Source organism: Solibacillus sp. FSL W8-0372, assembly GCF_037969735.1.
In the GTDB taxonomy this organism is placed as follows: domain Bacteria; phylum Bacillota; class Bacilli; order Bacillales_A; family Planococcaceae; genus Solibacillus; species Solibacillus faecavium.
In genome coordinates this window covers 2,738,339-2,762,978 of the sequence record NZ_CP150204.1, presented here as the reverse complement: position 1 = coordinate 2,762,978, position 24,640 = coordinate 2,738,339, and the positions used below count along the sequence as shown (strand labels likewise).

The window sequence follows — 24,640 nt, the reverse complement described above, 5'->3', positions numbered from 1 at the left end:
ACCATTTATGCCAGAATTACCAGAAGTAGAAGGGGTCGTACGTGATTTACGGCCAATCGTAGAAGGGAAGACGATTGAATCTGTCTCTTTATCGGATGTCGTTTATACATCGCATGAGGCAGGGAAACAGGCGATTGTAAAAAACGCAAAGCCTTCTCAATTTGAACTATTAGTACGCGATATGAAAATCGATAAATTGGAGCGCAGATCAAAATATATATTCTTTCATCTAAAGAAAAATGATGAACGTTTTATTTTAGTGAACCATTTAGGGATGAGTGGCGCATGGTTTGTTGTGAATGATGTGGTGGAGATAACGGAAGAAAAATTCCGTAAGCATATCCATGCGATATTTACATTGGCAAGCGGAGAATTGCTTGTCTATGCTGATATCCGCCGTTTTGGTGAATTGCGCTTTATAAAAGAACTAGCAGACCATCCACCTTTACTGAAAATGGCACCGGAGCCTTTTGATGAAAGCGCATGTGATTTTTTCCTAACGCAAAGTGAAAAGCCGAAATTTGCGAAAAAGGCGATTAAAGAAGTCATTATGGACGGTCAAGTTATCTCAGGCTGCGGGAATATATATGCAACTGAAGCTTTATTTAAATTATTCATTCATCCTGGCCGTGTGACAAGTGACTTAAATAGAGAGAAAAAAATGGAGCTCTTTCAAATGATTTGTGATGTACTTCAGGAAAGCATCGACTCAGGCGGCTCTACAATATCTGACTATCGGAGTATTAACGGTGGGGCAGGTACGATGCAGCATCGCTTAAAAATGTACGGAAAAAAACAATGTGTAATATGTGAAGCAAATACAGAGTCCATCGTTATCGGGGGAAGGACGTCAACATATTGTCCTCAATGTCAAAAGTAAAGGGGAATTACTGTGATTATAGGTTTAACAGGAAGTATTGCAAGTGGAAAAAGTACAGTCGCAAAAATGATTCAGTCATATAACTTACCAATTGTTGATGCCGATCAAGTTGCACGACAAGTCGTAGAGCCAGGAAGTCCAACGCTTTTGAAAATCGCCGAAGTATTTGGACAGGATGTCATTTCTGAAGATGGTACAATGGACCGCGCAAAAGTAGGGAATCTTATTTTCCATGATGAATCGAAGCGTCAACAACTAAATGCCATCATTCACCCAGCTATTCGTGAAGAAATGATTCGCCAGCGTGATGAGTTTATTTCATACGGTGAAAAAAACGTATTTATGGATATTCCATTATTATTCGAAAGCAAGCTCGAGCATTTTGTTGAAAGGATTATTGTAGTTTCGGTAAGGGAGGATGTTCAACTAGAACGCTTAATGGAACGAAACGGCTTGACAGAAGAAGAAGCCAAAGCACGTATTGCTACGCAAATTCCTGTAAAAGATAAAGAAGCGCTAGCTGATATAGTTATTTATAATAATGGCTCTTTGGAAGATACTGCCCTTCAATTGCAAAATGTTTTATATGAATGGAATGTTTTGAAATAAAATAATGCCTTGCCCGTTTTTGTTTGAAGCGGGTTAAGGCATTTATTTTTAGGGTATGTATTATCTGAAAATAACAACTTTTTTTATATGTGTTAAATATGTTCACCTTTTTAGAATATGTGTTATACTAATCAACGAATAAATAAAACGAATGAATCGTACTTTTAGGAGGATTTAAATAATATGACAGTTTCTATTGCAATTAATGGTTTTGGCCGCATTGGTCGTATGGTATTCCGACAAGCGATGATGCGCGGTGATGTTAATATCGTAGCAGTAAATGCAAGTTACCCATCTGAAACGTTAGCACATTTAATTAAGTATGACACAAATCATGGTGTATTTCCAGGTACTGTTGAAGCGGTTGAAGGTGCATTAATCGTAAACGGTAAACGTGTTGAGCTAGTTAGTGAACGCGATCCTTTAAAATTACCATGGGCTGAAATGGGTGTAGATATTGTTATTGAAGCTACTGGTAAATTCAATGACCGTGAAAACGCTGCAAAGCATATAGAAGCTGGCGCGAAAAAAGTTATTTTAACAGCTCCAGGTAAAAATGAAGATATTACAGTAGTGTTAGGTGTAAACGATGATAAATTAGATTTATCAAAACACGATGTCATTTCAAACGCTTCTTGTACGACAAACTGCCTAGCTCCAGTAGCAAAAGTATTAAATGATGAATTTGGTATTGTAAACGGCTTAATGACAACTGTACACGCTTATACTAATGATCAAAATAACATTGATAACCCACATAAAGATTTACGTCGTGCTCGTAACTGTGCATCGTCAATTATTCCAACTTCAACTGGTGCAGCTAAAGCTTTACGCTTAGTGTTGCCAGAGTTAGATGGCAAAATTCACGGTATGGCCTTACGTGTACCAACACCAAACGTATCATTAGTGGACTTAGTTGTAGATTTAGAAAAAGATGTAACAGTAGAAGAAGTAAATGCTGCATTTAAAGCAGCTGCTGAAGGCAAAATGAACGGTATTTTAAACTTCTCAATGGAGCCATTAGTATCTTCAGACTACAATACAACAACATATTCTTCTACAGTTGATGGATTAACAACAATCGTTTTAGGCGACCGTAAAGTAAAAGTAATTGCTTGGTATGATAACGAATGGGGTTATTCTGCACGTGTAGTAGACTTAGCAAATAAAATCGCCAAAGAATTAGTAGCGGTGAATGCATAATTTAATTTCTTTTTACGAGTAAAAAGAATGAAAAGTCTTGATTGGAAATTCGGTAAGTGATTCTTTCGGCATATATAGTGCCGGGATATAACTAAACTATTGCCTTTTGTAGAATATTTATTTTTACAAAAGGCATTTTCTATTGTGTGAATCGATAGGGCACTATATAATTGAATCACTTTCCTTTTGGAAAATTTCGACGCGCATGAAGAACTATTTCACGCGCGTTGTTTTTGTTATAATATAGATAAACTAACATTTAGGAGAAATAAAATATGAGATGTCCAGCTTGTCAATACAACGGTACACGTGTTGTAGATTCAAGACCTGTTGATGATAATAAAGAAATTCGAAGACGTCGTGAATGTGAATCGTGTGCTTTCCGTTTTACGACATTTGAAAAAATAGAAGAAACACCTTTAATCGTTGTGAAAAAAGGTGGCTCGCGTGAAGAATTCAGCCGTGAAAAGGTATTGCGAGGACTAATACGGGCATGTGAGAAACGACCGGTTGCTTTAGATCAATTGGAAGAGATTGTATTATCAATTGAAAAGGAATTACGTCGACTTGGCAATGCAGAAGTACGCTCGGAAGATGTGGGTGAAATGGTAATGGATCGCCTTGCAACAGTTGATGAAGTGGCATATGTACGATTTGCATCCGTTTATCGACAATTTAAGGATATTACTGTATTTATCGAGGAACTAAAAGAAATTATGACACGTCAGTCAAGTGACAAATAAGTTTTAGGAGGGGGACAAAATGGTTCACTTTAAAGAAATACAGCCAACAGATCATTTTGAAATAACGCTCCCTCACGCCTTATCTACAAATGAACGTCAATTATTAACGCTATTTTATCAGCCCCTAACAGGACCGGAGCCGATAAGTTTATTTTTAACGCTATGGGCGGAAGCTGAAAATCATACACCTCAGCAATATAATCATTATTATTTGATGCATGTATTGTCGATGCCTTTAAAGAAGATTTTTGAAGCGCGAATTGCATTAGAAGCGATTGGTTTAATGCGTACTTGGCGAAAGGATACTGCTAATGAACGGCATTTTATATATGAATTAGTAAGACCACTCGATGCACCGAGCTTTTTTAAAGATCCGCTTTTATCGATGTTCTTATTTAGTAAAATTGGCGAGGGGGCTTATCGAAAATTACGTCAGCGCTTTTTGACTCAGCCAAATAAAGAACAGTATGAAGAGGTTACACGTACATTTATGGATGTGTACCGTCCGATTAATCAAAATCTGCCTCAGGATGAGTTGGAAACAATGACACCGAAGCAAATTGATTATCCATTTTATTTTGAGCAATTTGATTTTAAGCTACTGCAGGCTGGCTTATCTGAGCAGTTAATACCGAGTGCAGCATTAACTGTGAAAGCAAAGGAAACAATTGCAAAGCTTGCCTTTTTGTATCATCTCACACCATTGCAAATGCAAAAAGTGGTAATACAAGCATTGGACGAGCAAAATAAACTAACGACCGATCGTTTAAAACGTTGTGCAGCAGATTATTATAAATTGACCGTTTCTACAGAAGCCCCGGTCATGACAAAAGTATTCGAGGGCAAAAATAATGATACTTTACACGCGGAAAACTTAACGAAGGAACAAGAACTTCTGCATTATTTGGAAACAACGCCACCGGTTCAAGTGTTGCGTGATATCAATAATGGAAAAGAACCAATTCCTTCCTCAATTCAACTTGCAGAAGATTTAGTTGTAAAGTATAGCATGCCTATAGGAGTAGCTAATGTACTGCTCGAATATGTCATGTTATCGACAGATATGAAATTACCGAAAAGCTATGTAGAAAAAATTGCAGATCACTGGAATCGTAAGCAATTGAAGACGGCTAAAGAGGCGATGGATTTAGCACGTGAAGAACGCGATAAATATACGAAATGGAAACAGGAAAGTTCAGTGGTCAAACAACCGGCTACTTCCCAAAAGAAGCCTTCGTACAATCGTAAAAGTGGACGAGATGAACAAGTTCCTGACTGGTTTTACAAGCGCAATGAGCAGCAGCAACCAGAAAAAGACAGTACAGTGGATTTCGAACAGGAGCGCCTAAAAATATTACAAAAGCTTGATAGGGCAGGTGAATAACAATAGAACCGATTAATAATCAATTAAATCAAATTAAGAAAAAAATGCCCTCTTTTGAAGAACGTTTTGAAGCGATGCGCAGAGAGACGATCGAACATCCGAAAGTTCAACAGTTTTTACGTGAACATGAACAGCAAGTGACGAAAGAAATGGTTGAAATTAGTTTACCTAAATTATACGAATTTATTTCACAGTCAACAGGATGTTGCGGAAATGGACATACAGGACAATGTACAAATTTATTGCAAGGTTATCTTCCAAAATTATTTATAACGCATAATGTCATTGATATTACGTATGTTCCTTGTGAGCAAAAGCTTCGCGAAGATGAACGACGTGATGTAGCCAATATGATTTCGAGCATGCATATGCCAAAAGATGTATTAAAGGCAACATTAAAAGATTTGGCAATCGACAATCATTCCCGACTTAGTATTGCAGAACAAGCAGCTGAATTTGTCGCGACTTATAAGCGAACGGGAGAATTACCGAAAAAAGGATTTTACTTGTACGGTAAATTCGGTGTAGGAAAATCCTTTGTACTTGGAGCGATTGCAAATGAGCTTGCAACACTAAAGGTAAGAACAGTTGTCGTATTTGTTCCTGAGTTTTTACGAGAAATGAAAAATGCGATTAGCGACAATACTTTGAATGAAAAAATAGACTATGTCAAAAAGGCGCCTGTATTAATGTTGGATGATATCGGTGCAGAGACGATGTCGGCATGGACACGTGATGAAATACTCGGGACGATTCTACATTACCGAATGAGTGAAGAATTACCGACATTTATTACATCGAACTTTGATTATAAAGGGCTGGAGCATCATTTAGCGCAATCACAACGTGGTGATATCGAAGTCGTAAAGGCTGCTCGTATTATGGAACGAATTAAAGCTGTGACAATTCCGGTTGCGATGGATGGAGTCAATCGCCGAGAATAAAAAATAACAAGAAAATTTACTTTTTACCAGTTGCAATTGTTATAAATCGAGCGTATACTTTGTACGTAATTAAACAAAAAATGCATTGAAAAGGACAACAAGTTTAACGAACTAGCTTATAGAGAGGGGAGCCACGGCTGCAAGCTTCCTAGCACAAGCGTTTCACTTTACTACCTTCGAGCAGTGACGGGGCCAATCCGTCAACGTTTCTCAGTACGTTAACTGACCGAGAGCTTCTAATTCGTATTGACGAAGAAGGAAGAAGGGTGGCACCACGAGCATACAGCATCGTCCCTTTTATAGGGACGGTGCTTTTTATTTTGCCTTAATATGCAAATATTTTGACTGATAAAAAATATGGGGAGCAAATTAATTTATAACTATAGATTAGTTGATTGTAGTGTAGGGCGGCGACTCCAGCGGGGAAAGCGTGACGCCTGAGACTACAGGCTCAGGCCACGCCCGCGGAAAGCGTCCGCCCGAAACGGAAATCAACGGATTAGGATGACGACACTTTGCTACTCTCAATTAAATGAAAACCTTATAAGGAGGACAATAACATGTCAGAAATGATCAAATTAACTTTCCCGGATGGCGCAGTAAAGGAATTTGCCAAAGGAACATCTACATTAGACGTTGCAGGCTCTATTAGCCCAGGTCTAAAAAAATCAACATTAGCCGGTAAAATCAACGGTACACTTATCGATGCAAAAACAGGAATTGAACAAGATGGTGCAATCGAAATCATTACTAACAAATCAGATGAAGCGTTAGAAATCCTTCGTCACTCAACTGCTCACTTAACAGCGCAAGCAGTAAAACGTCTATACCCAGATGCAAAATTAGGTATTGGTCCAGTAATTGATTCTGGCTTCTACTATGATATCGATTCACCAACTCCGATTACTGCTGAAGATTTACCAGCAATCGAAAAAGAAATGAAAAAAATCATTTCTGAAAACATCGAAATCGAGCGCAAAAATGTTTCTCGTGATGAAGCACAAAAAATTTACGAAGAAGTTGGCGACGAGTATAAATTAGAATTACTTGAAGCAATTCCAGCAGATGATCAAGTATCAATCTACTACCAAGGCGATTTCTTTGACCTTTGCCGTGGTGTACACGTACCATCTACAGGCAAATTAAAAGAGTTCAAACTATTATCATTAGCTGGTGCTTACTGGCGAGGTAACTCAGACAACAAAATGTTACAACGTATTTACGGTACTGCATTCTTCACAAAAGACGAGTTGAAACATCACCTGCAAATGCTTGAAGAGGCAAAAGAGCGTGATCACCGTAAAATTGGTAAAGAATTAGATTTATTCATGACTTCTCAAACAGTAGGGCAAGGTCTACCGTTATGGTTACCAAACGGTGCGACAATCCGCAGAACTATTGAACGCTACATCGTAGACAAAGAATTATCTTTAGGCTACAAGCACGTATATACACCAGTGCTTGGCTCGAAAAAGTTATATGAAACATCAGGACACTGGGAGCACTATCAAGACGGCATGTTCCCGCCAATGGAAATGGACAATGAAACACTTGTTTTACGTCCGATGAACTGTCCTCACCATATGATGGTATTCAAAAACGGTCTGCACTCTTACCGTCACTTACCAATCCGTATCGCGGAACTTGGTACAATGCACCGTTACGAAATGTCAGGTGCCGTATCTGGTTTACAACGTGTACGAGGAATGACTTTAAACGATGCGCACATTTTCGTACGCCCGGATCAAATTAAAGCTGAATTTAAAAAAGTAGTTGAATTAATCCTTGAAGTATACAAAGACTTCGAATTGAAAGATTTTTCATTCCGTCTTTCATACCGGGATCCGAACAACACAGAGAAGTATTTTGATGACGATCAAATGTGGGAAACTGCACAAGCAATGTTAAAAGAGGCAATGGATGAGCTAGGTTATGATTACTTCATCGCAGAAGATGAAGCCGCCTTCTATGGTCCGAAATTAGACGTTCAAGTAAAAACAGCAATTGGTAAAGAGGAAACTTTATCAACTGCACAACTTGACTTCTTATTGCCACAACGCTTCGACCTTTCTTACATTGGTGAAGACGGTCAGCCACAACGTCCAGTAGTTATTCACCGTGGTGTTGTATCGACAATGGAACGTTTTGTAGCATTCTTAATTGAAGAGTACAAAGGGGCATTCCCAACTTGGTTAGCACCAGTTCAGGCAACAATTATTCCTGTATCAAACAGCGTACATTATGACTACGCTCGTGAAGTTCAGGAAAAACTAGCAGCTGCTGGCGTACGTGTTGAAATGGATGATCGAGAAGAGAAATTAGGCTACAAAATCCGTGAATCTCAAATGAAGAAGATTCCTTATATGCTCGTACTTGGAGATAAGGAAGTAGAAGATAATTCAGTAAATATTCGTCGCTACGGTTCGAAGGATTCTGAGACAATCAGCTTTGACCAATTCCTTGCAGATATTACTGAAGAAATAAAAAAATAAGATAGCAACTTAGAACTCCATAATAAAAGCAGTTCAAATTTTACTATGAGTAAATTTGAACTGCTTTATTTTTGTGCCTTGAGATTATCAATAGACTCAGTCCGATTTTTCAAAGAGGATTATGATTTTTTCACAACATCGATATCGAAGAAGAAACATTGAAAATTAAAAAACTTTTTAAACTTAAAAGATTATATTATAAAGCGTACTAAAAAGCTTGACGTTATTTTTAAAGCATGATAAGATTGTTTAAGTTATGAATACAAAAGTTTGCAAGTAGAGGCTGCCCGCTTCTCACCTGATTAAGTGCTTTTATAAGTTACGAGCAGGTATTAGACACGTTGAATTGTTTTGCGCAGGACTGCGTATGCACATATAGCGGGCGGACATCTCAAATGTCCGTCCTTTTTGTTTGAATAAAACAAAAAGTACATATGGACATAACGCAGAGGTGTACCGTTCGACCGGGTTATACTTTACACCAACTCATGTATTCCGACAAACATTTGGAGGTGGATTAATATTAGCAAAGACATGTATGTAAACGAAGGCATTCGCGCACGCGAACTTCGTCTAATCGACCACAACGGTGATCAACTAGGTCTAAAAACGCGTACAGAAGCGATGGAGATTGCTGCTCGTGCTAACTTGGATCTTGTCCTTGTAGCCCCTCAAGCCAAACCACCAGTCGCTCGTGTTATGGACTATGGTAAATTTAAGTTTGATCAGCAAAAGAAAGACCGTGAAATTCGTAAAAATTCTAAAGTAATCGTTATGAAAGAGGTTCGCTTGAGCCCGACGATCGATGAACATGATTTTCAAACGAAATTACGTAACGCGATTAAGTTCCTTGAAAAAGGTGACAAAGTTAAAGCATCAATTCGCTTTAAAGGTCGTGCAATTACACACAAAGAAATCGGTCAACGTGTGTTAGATCGCTTTGCCGAAGCGTGTGCTGAAGTATCTACGGTTGAACAAAAACCGAAGATGGAAGGCCGAAGCATGTTCTTAGTTCTTCAACCAAAGAATGAGAAATAATACTTATGTATAAACAAGTTTAGGAGGAAATCGACATGCCAAAAATGAAAACTCACCGTGGAGCTGCGAAACGTTTCAAAAAAACAGGTACTGGTAAATTAAAATTTGACCGTGCTTATGGCTCTCACTTATTCGCTAACAAATCAACTAAAGCAAAACGTCACTTACGTAAAGCGAAAGTTGCATCTTCAGGCGATTTCAAACGTATCCGTACATTATTAACTTACATGAAGTAATCTTTGACCGTTTTAAAGATTATTAAAAAAACTAAAAAACAACTACATTCGAAAGAATTAGCAGGAGGTAATTACTATGCCACGCGTTAAAGGCGGAACAGTAACACGCGCTCGTCGCAAAAAAGTTTTAAAATTAGCTAAAGGTTACTACGGTTCAAAACATACATTATACAAAGTAGCTAACCAAGCAGTAATGAAATCAGGTCAATATGCATACCGTGACCGTCGTCAAAAGAAACGTAATTTCCGTAAATTATGGATCACTCGTATCAACGCAGCTGCTCGCATGAACGGTTTATCTTACTCTCGTTTAATGCACGGCTTAAAAGTAGCAGGTATCGAAGTTAACCGTAAAATGTTAGCTGACTTAGCTGTAACTGATAGCGCAGCATTCACTCAATTAGCTGACGCAGCTAAAAAAGCAGTCGCTAAATAATTAGCACTTACTTTTATAATTAGACTGGTAGGGAATTTTCCTTATCAGTCTTTTTCAAATTGAGGGGGAATTTGTTTATGGCATTGGCAGCACTTTCATATTTAGTAGTCGTTTCACTCATTTTGTGCATTTATATGTATATTGATAAAGAACGTGCAAAGAAACAGGAATGGCGCATTTCAGAAAAAACATTGCTGACGCTTGGATTATTAGGTGGAGCATGCGGTGGTGTGTTAGGAATGTATTTATTCCGGCACAAAACAAAGCACAATGCATTTGCATTCGGCTTTCCATTAATGGCAGCAGTACATATTTTTCTAATAGTTCAGCTATATAGTAGTATTTAATTAAACACATTAAGGAAGTATTATTTTCCTTAGTGTGTTTTTTGTTATGGGGCATTTATTGTTTCTCATTATTCCTACATAATTGGTTTGTATTATAAATAGCTATAATTTATAATATATTCAGAAAACTATTTTTAGGGGGATTTTTTTTGATAGTCTCTACAAATTTCATACAGTCATCAGTAATTAGGGGAAATGGGAATAAATGATGAGCAAATACAATGAACAGCTGTCGCATTTACAAGTGCCTAATGAAAAGGAAATTCCACAGGAGCTACAGGAAATTTTTGATGGTCATGTAGAAAAGCAATTAGAGCAAAATGGCTTCGTGAATAACTTATTTAAAGTGCTTCCTTTAAATGCTGCGCAATATAAAGGGTTTTTAGACTTTAAATATTCCTTGTTTAATGAAGAAACATGCTATTTATCAACAGCAGATAAAGAAATGATTGGACTTGTTGTGTCTTCAACAAACAATTGCAGCTACTGCTTAACAACGCATAGCGATATATTGCGAGGGCTGACAAAAAATCCAGGTTGGGTAGACCAGCTTACATATAATTATCGTTCTGCAAAACTGACGGATAAGCAGCGAGCATTATGTGATTATGCATACCGTACTACACGTTATCCGAATGAAATTACTACAAAAGAAGTAGATTTATTGCGTGAAGCTGGATTTAATGATCATGAAGTTTTAGAAGCGGCATTTACAGTAGGCTTCTTCAATTATACAAACCGCTGGGTAAGTACAATAGGTGTAATTGCAAATGAAGGTCATTACGGACATAATCGATAACAAATGGGTGCTACAGTTTAATGTAGCACCCTGATTCGTTCAAAGTATTCAACCTTGCATTAATTGTTCAATTGGGTTTTTCCAGTTAATTTTCGCGTTAGGATAATTCATTAAAATTTCTTTTTCTAAATATAAAAAATCCTCTTTCGTGAAGCCTTGAAGTTTCATCGAATCATGGACGAAGACGAAAATGCTGACGACATCAAATGCATTTTCAGTCGTACCTAAATATTTTTCACCTTCAAATAATGCTCCTTTATACGTAATGAAAAAATTTTTCCGAATGTTCTTTACATCATCATAAAAATAATAGTGTCCATTTTCATAGGCCTCATCTAATTTACGCTTCGGGTCAGTTAAATAGCGTACCCCTTTGTAAAATATGTAAATGATGAGAAGGATAATGGCAAACCGTAATAATATAGCCATAAAACTTCCTCCTTGCTAGCGGTGTTTCTCTGCTATACGATTAAGTAGTAGAAAAAGTTTCAATATTTTTAGCAAAAGAGGGATTTTATTATGGAATTTAGTCAATTATTTGAAATGCAGAAGCAGCTTGACCGCTATATTGAAGAAACACAAAATATACAACATGACGTTTTTGATGAAAAAGGACTGGCGCTATTGGTTGAGCTTGGAGAGTTGGCAAATGAGACGCGCTGTTTTAAATTCTGGTCCACAAAAGGTCCGTCTGAGCGAAATGTCATTTTGGAGGAGTTTGTAGACTCCATTCATTTCATGCTATCACTTGGGTATATGCGTGATTTTAAACTGGATGAGTGGCCTGTTGTAATGGAGAAAGCGGATTTAACAAAGTGTTTTATTACGGCAACACAAACTGTTCTTACCTTCTTGCAGCATCAAACAGAGGAAAACTATAAAGACATTTGGACGCAGTATAGCTTAATTGCCTACAATTTAGGTTTCACGGTAGAGGATATTATAGAGGCATATAAACTAAAAAATGAAAAAAACTATGAACGTCAACGTAATGGCTATTAAAACAGTTTTAATTAGTCAGCAATAAACTATTTCACATTTCGAAATATTGGCGCTATAATAGGTAAGAGTAACTATTAGGGGGATATCCACATGACAAAGCTAGATGCTACATTACAAATGTTTAAAGATTTAACAGATGCAAACGGAATTCCGGGAAATGAACGCGCTCCACGTGAAGTAATGAAAAAGTATATTGAGCCATTTGCAGATGAAATAGAAACTGATAACTTAGGTAGCTTAATTGCAAAAAAAGTGGGCGATGAAAATGGTCCAAAAATTATGGTTGCTGGCCACTTAGATGAAGTTGGTTTTATGGTAACTCGCATTGATGACAAAGGATTTGTATTTTTCCAAACAGTGGGCGGCTGGTGGAGTCAAGTTATGCTTGCTCAACGTGTTACAATTACAACACGTAAAGGGGAAGAAATTATTGGGGTTATCGGTTCAAAACCACCACATATTTTACCGGCAGATGTCCGCAACAAAGTAGTGGATATTAAGTCAATGTTCGTTGATATCGGAGCTACTTCCAAAGAAGAAGCGATGGAGTGGGGAGTGCGTCCTGGTGATATGATCACACCGTACTTCGAATTCCATGTAATGAAAAATGAGAAGCATCTTTTAGCTAAAGCATGGGACAACCGTATTGGCTGTGCCATTGCAATCGATGTTTTAAAAGCATTAAAAGACGAAAATCATCCAAACATCGTTTACGGTGTAGGGAATGTGCAAGAAGAAATAGGCTTACGCGGTGCAAAAACATCAACATTTAAAGTACAACCGGATATCGGTTTTTCAGTAGATGTAGGTGTTGCTGGAGATACACCAGGTGTAACATCAAAAGAATCTACTTCAAGAATGGGTGAAGGTCCACAAATTGTTGTATTTGATGCATCAATGGTTTCTCATACAGGTTTACGCGAATTTGTACTTGACGTGGCAGAAGAAGCTGGCATTCCATATCAATTCGAAGCAATGGCAGGCGGAGGCACGGATGCGGGAAGTATCCATATTACAGCAAACGGTGTTCCATCATTAGCAATCGGTGTTGCTACACGCTATATTCACTCACATGCAGGTATTTTACATCGTGATGACTATGATAATGCCGTAAAACTAATCGTAGAAGTAATCAAGCGATTAGACCGTGAGACAGTAAATAAAATTACGTTTGAGTAAAAGAGGGTGTATTCAGGAAGGGTTTAACTTTTCCTGAATACACCAATTTTTTTATTTTATATATAACTTATAGTTATCCCTACCACTATTTTTCGCTTCGTATAATGCAATATCTGCGTTTTTAATTAACTCGGATTTAGTGATTTTTTGAGAAAATTTCGCCATTGCAATTCCCATACTTGTAGTAACCGTTAATTTTTGTCCTTTGATTTTCCATGGTTGCTGCATTTTAATTTTAATTCTTTTCGCAATTTCAACGGCATTTTCGATATTCTGTATGTTGGGTAAAAGAATAACAAATTCATCACCACCCATTCTTGCCACAGTATCATGACTTCTAATAGATTGTTGGATTCGAGCCCCAAACTCCTTAATAACTGCATCGCCTATATCATGGCCGTAAGTATCATTAATTACTTTAAAATGATCTATGTCTAAAATAACTATTGCTAAACTATTGTTTTTGTTTGAAAACTGTTTTTTAGCTGATGCGAATCGTTTATTGAATAGAATACGATTCGGAAGTTCCGTTAAAGCGTCGTGATAAGCAAAATATTTAAGTTTTGATTCGTACTCTTTTCTTAATGTAATATCTCTTGTAAGAATAACTAAATGCTGCAACTCATTTTTATGATTAAAAACTGGTTTCCCAATGGATTCGCACCAGAGCATTTCTTCATTCGCATTTTTCTGTTTAAATTCAATAGTGAAGGCTTCCCCTGATTGTATGGATTTCTTAGCTACATCTTTTATGCGTTCCTGATCAGTAGGATGAATATTATGTACAAAATCTTTCCCGAGAAATTCGTTACTTTGATAGCCTAATACATTTTTATAGGAAGGGGAAACATAAATAATTTTGCCATCCTTATTAACGAGTGTTATTAAATCATTGGCGTTTTCTGCAATAATTCGAAATCGATTTTCACTTTCCTCTAACTTTTCACTATTTTTCATCAAGTCTGTTACGTCTTTTAATATGCCGTACAATCCAATGACTACACCATCCACGAGAAGGGGTACAATTTTATAAATGATATTTACATAGTCTCCACTTTTATTTTTAATAATTATGTTGTAGCTTTTAGTTGTTCCGTTAATTGCATCATCTATTACTCTTTTTAGCTCTATGTCCTGTAATTCTACTAGTGTATTAAAGGATTTCCCGACTACTTCCTCGATTTTATAGCCAGTAATTTTTTCACTCGCCTCATTCCCATCTGTAATATACCCCATATTATTTAGAATAAAAATGCCATCTATATTATGAAAAAATAAAGAATGGAAACGATCATTGTTTTCTATAGCATTACTTGCCATTTCCTTCACAGAAGAAAGAGTTTCTTTTTCTTTTGTAATATCCCGTACAACTGCAACAAGTCGATCGACTAAACCATGTTTGTTTAATAGTGGTGTTAAAACCGTTTCAAAGTAGAGCGTTTTTTGTCGTTCTTCATTAATTTCATAAGTATCTTCGTATGTAAAACTTGTCTGACTTATAACAACTTTTCTAAATTGTTCATATAAAAATTCTGATTTATCTAAACGCTTCTCAACTTCCTTAAGACTTAAACCAATAATATCTTTGGATGTACCTATACGTTCCTTCGCGGATTTATTAATAAACTGAAATTGAAAATCGTCCTTATTAATCACTTTAAATACAAAAATCATATCAGTAATACCGTCCATTAATACTTCCTCAAAAAAATTATTCATAATGCAACAGCCCCTTAACAATAAAATGCTCCATCTTTTTAGTAGATATTTGATTAATTTTGTTAAATTGTCCCTCATAAAAGCTTCTAAATATTAGTAATAGAAGGGAGTATGTAAGCGAGTGAACTCGATATGCCTTATTCTATTGATTCAATATTCGCAATTATGAGTAATTTGATATAAAAATATAAATCCTTTTTGCCTACTAAAATACTAATTTGTATATACCCACAATTAATTATAAATAACCATTTATATTGCACCAAATTTTTGGACTTTTTTATAAAATTTAGTTGAGAATCAAAATTTATAGGTATTTTATATTGTTTTTATAGTTTTTTTAAAAATCCAAAAACATTACAAAGGGACTATATTCACTCGTAGTGAATTAGTTTCAATGGTATAGTTTATAACTGAGATTAATGGAATTACATGATTTTATTGTCAATTTATTTGGCGGTAGAATTAATAAAAATAATAATTTATAAAGGAAGGGAAAATAATGTTTCGAAATCTAACATTTTTCACAAAAAACATATTAGTTACAATCATAACCATTTTATGTGTAGGAACAGTTCTTATTGGTCTAAGTTATTTTGTACAAGGATATTTATTAAAAGATCAATTAAGTGAACAAACCCAGGAAATTTCGGAATCTTGGTATGAAAAGCTTGATGGCAATGAAGTGGAACAATTAATTCAGGAAAAAAATATTCAAAGTCCTATACATAAAAAATATACAGATATGTTCAACAAAATGAGTGAATATAATCCTGTAGTAGCACAAGGCTATATTTATGGAGTCGAATTATCAGGGGATAATAGTAATGAAACTTCATTAATTTCATTTGATGATACGATTTGGGAGATGTTTAAAGAGGAAGGTCTACAACCAGGTACTTTATACGAACAGCCAGCCATTGTAGTTGATGGATTAAAAGCATTAAAGGAGACGGGTGAACCTCAATTTACAGAGATTTATAAAGATGACTATGGTACATGGGTAACGTTTATGTATCCAATTTTTAATGCCCAAAACGATCTCATTGCTTATTATGCCATTGATGTAGATGCTTCAAGTGTTGGCGAAGGTCAAATGGGACTATTAATGTGGTCATCAATCATTTTGGCAATATTATTAGTCATAGCGATTATTGTTCAGTACTTCATTATTAAATCGCAACTAAAACCTCTAACATATTTATTGGCAGGGATTAATAAAGCAAGTAAAGGTGATTTAACGGTTAAATTACCCGAAGGAAGAGATGAATTAGGCACTGTAAATGCACGATTCAATGAGATGATTGCCTCATTAAGTAATATTGTAAATGGTGTGAATGAATCTGCAGGTAAAGTAAAAGAAGATTCCATCCAACTCGAGAATGCCTTTACATCAACATTTAATACATTTGATTCAATTACTGGTGCAGTTACAAACATGAAAACGAATTTAAAAGGGCAGGAAACTTCAATTGAAGAGGCAGCATTATCGATGGAAGAGATGTCTAGCCAAGTCCAACAAATCGCGGTAGATATAACAGATGTATACAAATATGCTGAAGACGTAACTTCACATTCGAATGACGGCAGCAAAGCAATAGCAAATGTAACGAATCAAATGGAATCCATTGTAGAGAATGTAGAAAATTCAAATCAAAATATTGGAACTTTAGTAAATTTATCTGATGAGATTGGGAAGTTTCTGCAAATCATTACAGATATTTCGGATGCGACTAATTTATTGGCGCTAAATGCAAGTATCGAAGCAGCACGTGCTGGAGAACATGGAAAAGGGTTTGCCGTCGTTGCACAGGAAGTCAAAAAACTGTCTGAGCAATCAGCTCAATCAACAGAAGGTATTCAAGAGCTAATTGGGCGTGTACGAGAAGCGGTTAAAGAAGCACAAAAGTTTATGGAGAGCATAAAAATAGGCGTAGACGGAGGAAAAGCCTCTACTCAGCATACAAACGAAATTTTCAACAAGATTTATGAATTCAACAAAGAGATAACAGATAAATTGCAATCGGTATCTTTGGCTACAGAAGAGATTTCGGCCGGTGTAGAAGAATCTACAGCAATGATTATTACATTATCTACAAATGCAAGTGAAATTGTAGATGGTTATGAAGGTATTGCTACAAATGTCGAAAACCAGCGTGGAACGTTAGGCAATATCCGAAATATGTCTGAAAATCTAAAAATTACTTCCGAGAAATTAGAAGAAGTTGTAAGTACGATTAAAAATTAAAAGGATTTAATCGCATAATAAATTTCAGAGGAGGCATTTGAATTTTAAATGCCTCCTCAGTTAGTTTAAACAGTTGAATATTAAATAGATTTTTTACGAGAGGTTGTTTAGGAATGAATACTATTTTACATAAATTGAATGAAATCGTTTTAAAGCAAGGAGATGCAATTGCTTTAAAGGAGAGAAATCGTCAATTAACGTTTACTGAGCTGAACAATGAATCAAATAAAGTAGCTAGTTATTTAATAGATAATGGTCTTGAAAAGGGTGGATTTGTAGCAATCTATTTAAAAAGAAGCATCGATACGGTCATTTCTTTATTAGGCATTATTAAAGCTGGTGGTGTGTATGTATCTTTAGATCCATCACATCCAAATGAGCGTAACAGCTATATTATTGATGATATTAATACTTCATTCATAATTACAAATACAGGTGCAGAGCAAAATCTAGATTCCTTACAGCTTGATCCTTCTATGAATATTTTGCAATTGGAAAATATTTATGCTAATAAGGCAGTTAATTTAACTTTGAATATAAATGATAATGTAGAAGATCCGTGTTATACGATTTTCACATCAGGTACAACTGGAAAGCCTAAAGGAACATTAATTCGCCAAAAGGGAATAATGAATTTAGTAGATTATATGCAAAAAGATTGGCAAGTAAATGACCAAGATAAAATATTGCAATTCGCCACATATAGCTTTGATGCATCTGTATTAGATACATTTTTATCATTATTAACAGGTTCTATGCTGTATTTAATAGATGATGAAGAGCGTATGTCTGAAAGCAACTTCCTGAACGTAGTAAAAAGTGAAGGGATTACTATTATTCCGGTATTGCCGACTGTTTTCTTTAATCGAATTGTGAATCATTTAACAGAAGAAAATTCGGATTTATTTGCTTCTGTTAAATTAGTCGGTGTTGGCGGGGAATTACTAACAGGCGACTTGGCAAGAAAATTCAAATCATTTGTTGGTGATCAAATAAGATTCTTTAACTTATATGGTCCTACTGAAATTACGGTCATGGCTACAGCGTATGAAGTGCCGAAAGGTCTTTTGAATGATGTATATAGTGTACCAATCGGAAAACAATTACCAGGAAATAAAGTATATATAGTCAATGAGGACGGAAAACAATGTAAGGAAAATGAAATTGGAGAGCTATGGGTAGCTTCCATAGGAATTTCCTTAGGTTATTTACATAATGAAGAAAAGACAAAAGAAGTATTTATCCCAAATCCTTTCGATGCCAATATTTATGAAGGCATTGTTTATAAAACTGGGGATCTTGTGAAGCAATTGGCTGATGGCAACATTGAGTTTGTTTCAAGGAAGGATACTCAAGTGAAGATCCGTGGCCATCGTATTGAAATAGCAGAGATTGAAACAAAGATGAATGAAGTTGATGGAGTGAATAATGCAGTTGTAGTTGTCGAAAAAGAAGGCGATGATCAAATATTAAAAGCCTTTTTCACTTCAAATGAACGTATTGAGCACACAGCAATTATAGAAACATTAAAGACAGATTTACCGAGCTATATGCTCCCTACTAAATTGAAACAACTGGAGGATATTCCTTTTGCACCAACGGGCAAAGTAGATCGAAAAGCACTAGAAAAAATGGAAGCGGATCGCGTGTCGTTAGTGGGTTCACGGGAAATCATTGCACCGCGCAATGAGATAGAGAAAGATCTTATCGATGTTTGGAAAAAAGTACTGAAAATTGATGCTGTTAGTGTGAAGGATAATTTATTTGATATTGGTGGACATTCTTTAAAGGTTATTGAGATTTTAGCGCATGTAAAGCAAACATATCCTGCCTTGACGATAAAGGACTTCTTCGATTTAAAAACGGTTGAAAATTTAGCTGAAAAAGTTATCAATACATCACTGAATCAAGACATCCAATTTAATGGTGAGTTTACAAATTTAACGGAATGGCCAGTAATGCCCATTAAAGAACAAGTACGAGAAGTTAATAAAATATTGGTAACCGGAGCTACCGGGTTTTTAGGTAGTCATATTGCTCAAAAATTGCTGGAAGAAGGCAAAGAAGTATTTTTACTTGTGCGCGGCGAGAATGCGGAGCAACGAGTAAGTGAAACAATGCAAAAATACTTCAACTGTAATACGAATCCGCTTATTACAGTTATTAGCGGGGACTTAACTAAAAAATTTTTAGGGTTATCGAAAGAAGACTTTACAGAACTGGCCAACAACATAGACGCCATTATCCATTCTGCAGCAGATGTGAGACACTTTGGAAACCGGGAACATTTTGAAAAAGTAAATGTACAAGGGACTAAAAATATATTCGAGCTGGTAAATATAAACGCAGACATCACTTTCCACCATATTTCAACTGTAGGGGTTGTCCAGGATTTATTAACAGAGGGAAAATGGAATAGCGTAAAAGATATGTCGAACATCCCTGAAGATTTACAGTTGGATAGTGTTTATACAGATACGAAAATGAAGGCTGAAAAATGGATTTTGGACCAGGCAAAAGTAGGGAAGCAAGTATTCGTATATAGAATGGGTAACTTAGCAGGTCGTTATAGTGATGGACATTTCCAAAGCAATATTGATGAAAATGCATTTTATCGAATGCTAAAGCTCATGATTTTAGTAAATAAAGCGCCAAATGTTCAGTGGATGGTGGATTTCACACCAATTGACTTTGCGGCGGATGTAGTAGTGAAATCAGCATTGACAGCCGAGCATACAGTACGTGTATACCATGTTTGTCACCCAGATCCGATACCGTTTGCACAATTCGTTTCGATATTAAATGAGCTTGATTTATCAATTGAAATGGTCGAAACAGCATTTTATGAAGATTATATTTTAAGTGATAGTATGAGTGAGGAAATTAAAAACCTAGCTGTTGCACAATTGGATGGCGACGGTGCTAGTGATACAAACGCAGTGTTTGATAGTCAACAAACGATGAAGCTGCTTAAAATTCAGCATTTACCTAAAATAGAAAAAGAGTATATCGGTAAATTAATTCAGTATGCTTCAGAGCAGCAGTTTATTAAACTAGCTGTATACGCATAAAAAACATGGGGTGGGGCTGGGACAGATATAGAAATTTCATTGGATAAGGAAAAGACACTTATTATAAAACGGATATTTTATAATTTATAAAATTGATTGGAATGGAGGGCGACTCCTGCGGGAACAGCAAAATTTATTTTGCGACGAGTAACCGCAGGAGCACCGACGCCTGAGACTACAGGCTCAGGCCGTGCCCGCGGAAAGCGTCCCGGAATGGAAATCAATTTTTACGCCAGCAAAAAAATGCCATTTTTCTCATAGAGAAAAATGGCATTTTGGGGTTATGTCCCAGTCTCATCCTTTTTAGGAGATATCATATTGTGAAAGTATATTTAGTAAGTAATTGGGCAGCAAAAGTAAATCAAAACAAGCCAAAAGAAATTTGGGCGACCGAATTAATAAAAGAACGGTTAGGTAATGTTGCTATTCAAAAAGATTCAAATGGGAAGCCTTTTATTTTAAATTCTTCTTCTTTTATAAATTGGTCACATAATGATGATACGTTAATCTATGTATTAAGTGAGAAAGGTAAAGTAGGCATCGATATAGAAAAAGATGATTTGATCTATAATGAGCATTTGTACGGCTGGATTTTGCATAAAGATGAAATACAAAAATTAAAAGAAGGAACGACATTTTCTGAGATTTGGACGAGGAAAGAAGCCATTTTAAAATGTACGGGGGAAGGGATTAATGAAAACATGGGTGATTTCAGTAGTTACCAAAAGATGAAATTCACTGTAAAGACAGTTTTTATGAATAATCTATGTATTAGTATATGCAGTGAATTTGATGAGGAAATTGAAATTTTAATGGATTATACAACATCCTATAACATAGAGTAATTGAAGTTAACGTAAAAAACATTAATTTTCTCGGAAGGAAAAAATTAATGTTTTTTATTTTATCCTCACACTATAGTCACTTTACACTATGTAACTCAGTGAGCTTTGCTTCAATGGAATTGATTAAATCTTTTGTTGCTTGAGGTACGAAGGTTTCTAAAACAGAATTAATCATTATGCCCATAAATCCACCTGCAGATAGATCCAAACTTCCCGTTACCTGCACACTATCGCTACTGTTTTCTTGAATTTTAAAGTAACCACTGCCTTCAAAGTTATCGGATAGCCCCTTTAAGCCGAATTTTATATCCGATGGCTCGGTAAATTCATTCATATCAACCTGAAGCTTAATTGTCTTTTTCGTAAAGCCTAAATCCGCTAAATAAATCCACGTAAATTGAGACTCATTTTGTACTTCGTGTGCTATATAACCAGGCATTAATGGTGCCCAATTATTATAATCCTTTAAAAAGTCCCATGTAACTTGATTAGATAATGGTAAATCAACTGTATGTGTAGCATTTGGCATAATGATTCCTCCTTATAATACTTTACTTTTGCTTTAAGTGAATTTTCACAAAAAACAATCCTTTAAAATATTATGCTTAAAAGTGAATGGAAATTCAATGGTAAATTAATAAATTTCTACCTGTAAAGCATGTAATTGTCGTTTGAGTAATTTTTTCATTATAACTGTCTAATTAGTGAATATATATAATTATTAAATAATTTAATTAATTATAAAAATTTATATTAATTCGCTTGATTTTATAATTATGCATATGTATAATAAAAATCAATATAAAGCTTACAGAGGTGTGTTATATGAAATTATTGGAAGAGGTTCAATTAAAGCCTGTTGAAAGTCTGAAGGGAAAAGACTTATTAACGCTACTTGACTATACAAGTGAGGAAGTAAAGCAATTGCTTCAACTCGCTACACAACTAAAATTAATTACTAAAGCGGGAAAATGTCCACGTCTACTGGCAGGTAAGACGCTCGGTATGATTTTTGAAAAAAGCTCAACTCGTACTCGTGTATCCTTCGAAGTTGGCATGCAACAATTAGGTGGCTATGGTATGTATATGAATGCCCGTGATATGCAAATTGGACGCGGAGAGCCAATATCCGATACTGGGAAAGTATTATCCGGTTATTTGGATGGTATTATGATTCGCGCTAATTCCCATGCAATGGTTGAAGAGTTAGCCGAGTATGCTACTGTGCCGGTTATTAACGGGTTAACAGATATCGATCATCCTTGCCAGGCATTGGCTGACCTTGAAACAATTGCCGAAAATAAAGGTGAACTAAAAGGATTGAAAATCGCATACATTGGAGATGGCAATAACGTGGCACATGCACTTATTGTTGCCGCTGCACATGTAGGAATGCATGTATCCGTTGCTACTCCTGTAGGATATGAATGTAACGACAGCATTATTGAAAAAGCACAATACATTGCTTCCCAAAATGGTGGGACAATATTTGTAACGCATGACCCAGTAGAAGCTGTAACTAATGCTGATGCCATATACACTGATGTATGGACATCGATGGGGCAAGAAGAAGAAACGGAAAAACGATTAAAAGACTTTGCTGGTTATCAAATAAATGATGCACTCGTTGCGCATGCTAAGCCAGATTATATGTTCTTGCATTGTTTACCGGCACACCGTGAGGAAGAAGTTGCGACATCAGTTATTGATGGACCAAATTCCTATATATTTGAGCAAGCGGAAAATCGTTTGCATGCTCAAAAAGCAGTTTTAGTATCTTTATTAGCATAAAGATCTAGGAGATGGTGTCCTGCGGGTTGCAGGCACATCTGCTTTCGTACAGATTTGCAAGCAGGTAGGGCGAGCAAATTATGTAGTAGTCCAATATGAATAACAACGGGAGACGCTGTGACGATTTATAAAAGACTACAAGTGATGTTTGTATTCAAGATGGAATGCTTCATCGCTACATAGTAAAAGCAATCTGGGAGACGCCAGATTGCTTTTTGTTTTTTATTTAAAAATCGCTTTATATACTAATAATAGGACATACTAATTTTAATTAACAAATTGTTGGGCCAATTTTTTAGTGAATTCATTGCGCTCATTTTCATTTGCGCTCTTCCACCATGTTTCTAAAAATACACCGAGTCCAGGTAACAAATGTTCCTCACCTCGTGCAATTGCATCATTAACAATATCCTGAAATTCTGCTGCATCTGAACCCATTACGTTTGCAGTAATAGCTTGCCGAATTTGAAAATCCATATAAATATGAAACCTCCTTTTCCCATACTTTGTACCAATTTATCAACTTTATACATTGCATGGCGGTATAGATTACGAAAAATTTATGATAGAATGTAAATTCGAGTACTGAAAAAGGACGGGAAATTATGAAAAGAATCGAATCTACACAAAACAGTCTAGTGAAGCATTGGAAGAAGCTCGTTACTCAGCGTAAAGAGCGGGAGAAAACTGAAGAATATATAGTAGAAGGCTTCCATTTAGTAGAGGAAGCATTAAAACACAAAGAGCAAATTGTTCAAATTATTGTTCGAGAAGGCGTTGATTTGCCTTTATTATGGGCGATTGATGAAGTAACAATAGTATACGTTAACGATGCAGTTGCAAAGGAAATTGCAGAAACAGAAAAATCACAAGGTGTATTTGCGCATTGTAAACAACGCCCCATTTCAGAGGATGAACAATATGAATGGCGTAAAGTTCTCTTAGTCGATGCCGTGCAAGATCCAGGCAATATCGGTACAATGATCCGTACTGCTGATGCAGCCGGAATAGATGCCGTCATTTTAGGAAAAGGATGTGTTGATCCATTTAATCCGAAATCATTGCGTTCTGCACAGGGCTCACATTTTCATATTCCTGTTATCCGAGGAGATTTAATGGAGTGGATTGAAAATTTACAAGCAGATGGAGTTCGTGTATACGGTACTTCATTGGAAGAATCAATATCCTACAGAGATATTGAAAAAAGCGATGCATTTGCACTAATAGTAGGAAATGAAGGCAGCGGTATAAATCCGCAAATTTTGGCAAAAACAGACCAAAATGTTATTATTCCAATTTTAGGTGGTGCAGAATCATTGAACGTAGCAGTAGCTACTGGAATTTTATTATACGCATTTGTTAAATAATACAACAAAAAATACAGGGATTTCATAGTATCTTCAGCTATGAAACCCCTGTATTTTTGGTATTTACAGGCATTTTTATGTAAATAAATCCAGTGAAATAGGGCAAAGGGATTTTTCTGATTAGTCCCAAAAGAATTACTTCATTATGTTCATAGAAATGTCATTTTTGAAATCGAGCTGTTTATTCGCTCGCAATTGCGCAGTTTTACTGTATTTTTCATTATTATTTTAAAATACCAATTAAAAAAAGCTCGAAAATAGTAAGAAATAAGGGTTTTTTCCAATTTGATGTTTTGACACTTATTTG

At 35.9% G+C, this 24,640-nt stretch carries 24 protein-coding genes; 20 read left to right on the top strand and 4 right to left on the bottom strand.

Annotated features, from left to right (window positions below):
• The first annotated feature begins 7 nt into the window (after nucleotides 1-7).
• The 13 genes from mutM (at nucleotide 8) to MKY13_RS14040 (ending at nucleotide 11,111) form a co-directional block, all read left to right on the top strand.
• Nucleotides 8-880, top strand: a complete 873-nt coding sequence (gene mutM / locus MKY13_RS14100) for a bifunctional DNA-formamidopyrimidine glycosylase/DNA-(apurinic or apyrimidinic site) lyase (protein ID WP_191700550.1) — start codon at nucleotides 8-10, stop codon at nucleotides 878-880.
• A gap of 12 nt (nucleotides 881-892) precedes the next feature.
• Nucleotides 893-1,489: a dephospho-CoA kinase gene (coaE, locus tag MKY13_RS14095; RefSeq protein ID WP_318245213.1), complete on the top strand. Its 597-nt coding sequence runs from the start codon at nucleotides 893-895 to the stop codon at nucleotides 1,487-1,489.
• 183 nt (nucleotides 1,490-1,672) lie between these two features.
• Nucleotides 1,673-2,692 carry a glyceraldehyde-3-phosphate dehydrogenase gene (locus tag MKY13_RS14090; protein WP_339213430.1) on the top strand — a complete coding sequence of 340 codons (1,020 nt, stop codon included), beginning with the start codon at nucleotides 1,673-1,675 and terminating at the stop codon, nucleotides 2,690-2,692.
• Between the two features lie 275 nt (nucleotides 2,693-2,967).
• On the top strand, nucleotides 2,968-3,435 hold the full coding sequence (gene nrdR / locus MKY13_RS14085) for a transcriptional regulator NrdR (RefSeq protein ID WP_191700548.1): 468 nt from the start codon (nucleotides 2,968-2,970) through the stop codon (nucleotides 3,433-3,435).
• 19 nt (nucleotides 3,436-3,454) lie between these two features.
• Nucleotides 3,455-4,819, top strand: a complete 1,365-nt coding sequence (locus MKY13_RS14080) for a DnaD domain protein (protein ID WP_339213428.1) — start codon at nucleotides 3,455-3,457, stop codon at nucleotides 4,817-4,819.
• A 2-nt stretch (nucleotides 4,820-4,821) separates the two neighbouring features.
• A complete protein-coding gene (gene dnaI / locus MKY13_RS14075; RefSeq protein ID WP_191700671.1) occupies nucleotides 4,822-5,763 on the top strand; it encodes a primosomal protein DnaI in 942 nt (313 codons plus the stop codon).
• Nucleotides 5,764-6,323: 560 nt separating this feature from the next.
• Nucleotides 6,324-8,255, top strand: a complete 1,932-nt coding sequence (gene thrS / locus MKY13_RS14070) for a threonine--tRNA ligase (RefSeq protein WP_339213426.1) — start codon at nucleotides 6,324-6,326, stop codon at nucleotides 8,253-8,255.
• A 412-nt stretch (nucleotides 8,256-8,667) separates the two neighbouring features.
• Nucleotides 8,668-8,799, top strand: a complete 132-nt coding sequence (locus MKY13_RS14065) for a hypothetical protein (protein ID WP_336046680.1) — start codon at nucleotides 8,668-8,670, stop codon at nucleotides 8,797-8,799.
• Entirely contained in the window at nucleotides 8,790-9,293 is a 504-nt protein-coding gene (gene infC, locus MKY13_RS14060) for a translation initiation factor IF-3 (protein ID WP_191700545.1), read from the top strand. The genes MKY13_RS14065 and infC overlap by 10 nt, the downstream gene beginning before the upstream one ends.
• A gap of 35 nt (nucleotides 9,294-9,328) precedes the next feature.
• The gene (rpmI, locus tag MKY13_RS14055; protein WP_036156293.1) at nucleotides 9,329-9,529 is read left to right on the top strand and encodes a 50S ribosomal protein L35; all 201 of its coding nucleotides are present in this window, start codon (nucleotides 9,329-9,331) and stop codon (nucleotides 9,527-9,529) included.
• A gap of 76 nt (nucleotides 9,530-9,605) precedes the next feature.
• On the top strand, nucleotides 9,606-9,965 hold the full coding sequence (rplT, locus tag MKY13_RS14050; RefSeq protein ID WP_191700544.1) for a 50S ribosomal protein L20: 360 nt from the start codon (nucleotides 9,606-9,608) through the stop codon (nucleotides 9,963-9,965).
• 77 nt (nucleotides 9,966-10,042) lie between these two features.
• Nucleotides 10,043-10,312 carry a DUF1294 domain-containing protein gene (locus MKY13_RS14045; protein ID WP_191700543.1) on the top strand — a complete coding sequence of 90 codons (270 nt, stop codon included), beginning with the start codon at nucleotides 10,043-10,045 and terminating at the stop codon, nucleotides 10,310-10,312.
• Between the two features lie 205 nt (nucleotides 10,313-10,517).
• On the top strand, nucleotides 10,518-11,111 hold the full coding sequence (locus MKY13_RS14040) for a peroxidase-related enzyme (protein WP_339213419.1): 594 nt from the start codon (nucleotides 10,518-10,520) through the stop codon (nucleotides 11,109-11,111).
• Nucleotides 11,112-11,159: 48 nt separating this feature from the next.
• Here the strand turns inward: MKY13_RS14040 and MKY13_RS14035 are convergent, their stop codons facing one another.
• Complete coding sequence (locus MKY13_RS14035) at nucleotides 11,160-11,540, bottom strand: sigma-w pathway protein ysdB (RefSeq protein WP_339213417.1); 381 nt, start codon at nucleotides 11,538-11,540, stop codon at nucleotides 11,160-11,162.
• A 90-nt stretch (nucleotides 11,541-11,630) separates the two neighbouring features.
• On the opposite strand from MKY13_RS14035, the gene MKY13_RS14030 reads away from it, so the two are divergent.
• Complete coding sequence (locus tag MKY13_RS14030; protein ID WP_191700540.1) at nucleotides 11,631-12,113, top strand: dUTP diphosphatase; 483 nt, start codon at nucleotides 11,631-11,633, stop codon at nucleotides 12,111-12,113.
• A gap of 90 nt (nucleotides 12,114-12,203) precedes the next feature.
• Nucleotides 12,204-13,292, top strand: a complete 1,089-nt coding sequence (locus MKY13_RS14025; protein WP_339213414.1) for a M42 family metallopeptidase — start codon at nucleotides 12,204-12,206, stop codon at nucleotides 13,290-13,292.
• A gap of 51 nt (nucleotides 13,293-13,343) precedes the next feature.
• On the opposite strand, the gene MKY13_RS14020 is transcribed toward MKY13_RS14025, so the two are convergent.
• Nucleotides 13,344-15,011 (bottom strand): sensor domain-containing diguanylate cyclase, encoded by a 1,668-nt coding sequence (locus MKY13_RS14020; RefSeq protein WP_339213412.1) that lies wholly within the window; start codon nucleotides 15,009-15,011, stop codon nucleotides 13,344-13,346.
• A 502-nt stretch (nucleotides 15,012-15,513) separates the two neighbouring features.
• Between MKY13_RS14020 and MKY13_RS14015 the strand changes: the two genes are divergently transcribed.
• From MKY13_RS14015 to MKY13_RS14005, 3 genes are all read left to right on the top strand, one after another.
• On the top strand, nucleotides 15,514-17,259 hold the full coding sequence (locus MKY13_RS14015; RefSeq protein WP_339213410.1) for a HAMP domain-containing methyl-accepting chemotaxis protein: 1,746 nt from the start codon (nucleotides 15,514-15,516) through the stop codon (nucleotides 17,257-17,259).
• Between the two features lie 113 nt (nucleotides 17,260-17,372).
• Nucleotides 17,373-20,330, top strand: coding sequence for an amino acid adenylation domain-containing protein (locus MKY13_RS14010; RefSeq protein WP_339213408.1), 2,958 nt, complete (start codon nucleotides 17,373-17,375; stop codon nucleotides 20,328-20,330).
• A gap of 320 nt (nucleotides 20,331-20,650) precedes the next feature.
• Nucleotides 20,651-21,175 (top strand): 4'-phosphopantetheinyl transferase superfamily protein, encoded by a 525-nt coding sequence (locus MKY13_RS14005; RefSeq protein WP_191700535.1) that lies wholly within the window; start codon nucleotides 20,651-20,653, stop codon nucleotides 21,173-21,175.
• Nucleotides 21,176-21,251: 76 nt separating this feature from the next.
• On the opposite strand, the gene MKY13_RS14000 is transcribed toward MKY13_RS14005, so the two are convergent.
• Nucleotides 21,252-21,704 (bottom strand): SRPBCC family protein, encoded by a 453-nt coding sequence (locus MKY13_RS14000; RefSeq protein ID WP_191700534.1) that lies wholly within the window; start codon nucleotides 21,702-21,704, stop codon nucleotides 21,252-21,254.
• A 296-nt stretch (nucleotides 21,705-22,000) separates the two neighbouring features.
• Here MKY13_RS14000 and argF point away from each other — a divergent pair, with 296 nt between their 5' ends.
• Complete coding sequence (argF, locus tag MKY13_RS13995) at nucleotides 22,001-22,966, top strand: ornithine carbamoyltransferase (RefSeq protein ID WP_191700533.1); 966 nt, start codon at nucleotides 22,001-22,003, stop codon at nucleotides 22,964-22,966.
• 267 nt (nucleotides 22,967-23,233) lie between these two features.
• Here the strand turns inward: argF and sspI are convergent, their stop codons facing one another.
• On the bottom strand, nucleotides 23,234-23,443 hold the full coding sequence (sspI, locus tag MKY13_RS13990; RefSeq protein ID WP_191700532.1) for a small acid-soluble spore protein SspI: 210 nt from the start codon (nucleotides 23,441-23,443) through the stop codon (nucleotides 23,234-23,236).
• Nucleotides 23,444-23,571: 128 nt separating this feature from the next.
• On the opposite strand from sspI, the gene MKY13_RS13985 reads away from it, so the two are divergent.
• The gene (locus MKY13_RS13985) at nucleotides 23,572-24,333 is read left to right on the top strand and encodes an RNA methyltransferase (protein WP_191700531.1); all 762 of its coding nucleotides are present in this window, start codon (nucleotides 23,572-23,574) and stop codon (nucleotides 24,331-24,333) included.
• Nucleotides 24,334-24,640: the final 307 nt, after the last annotated feature.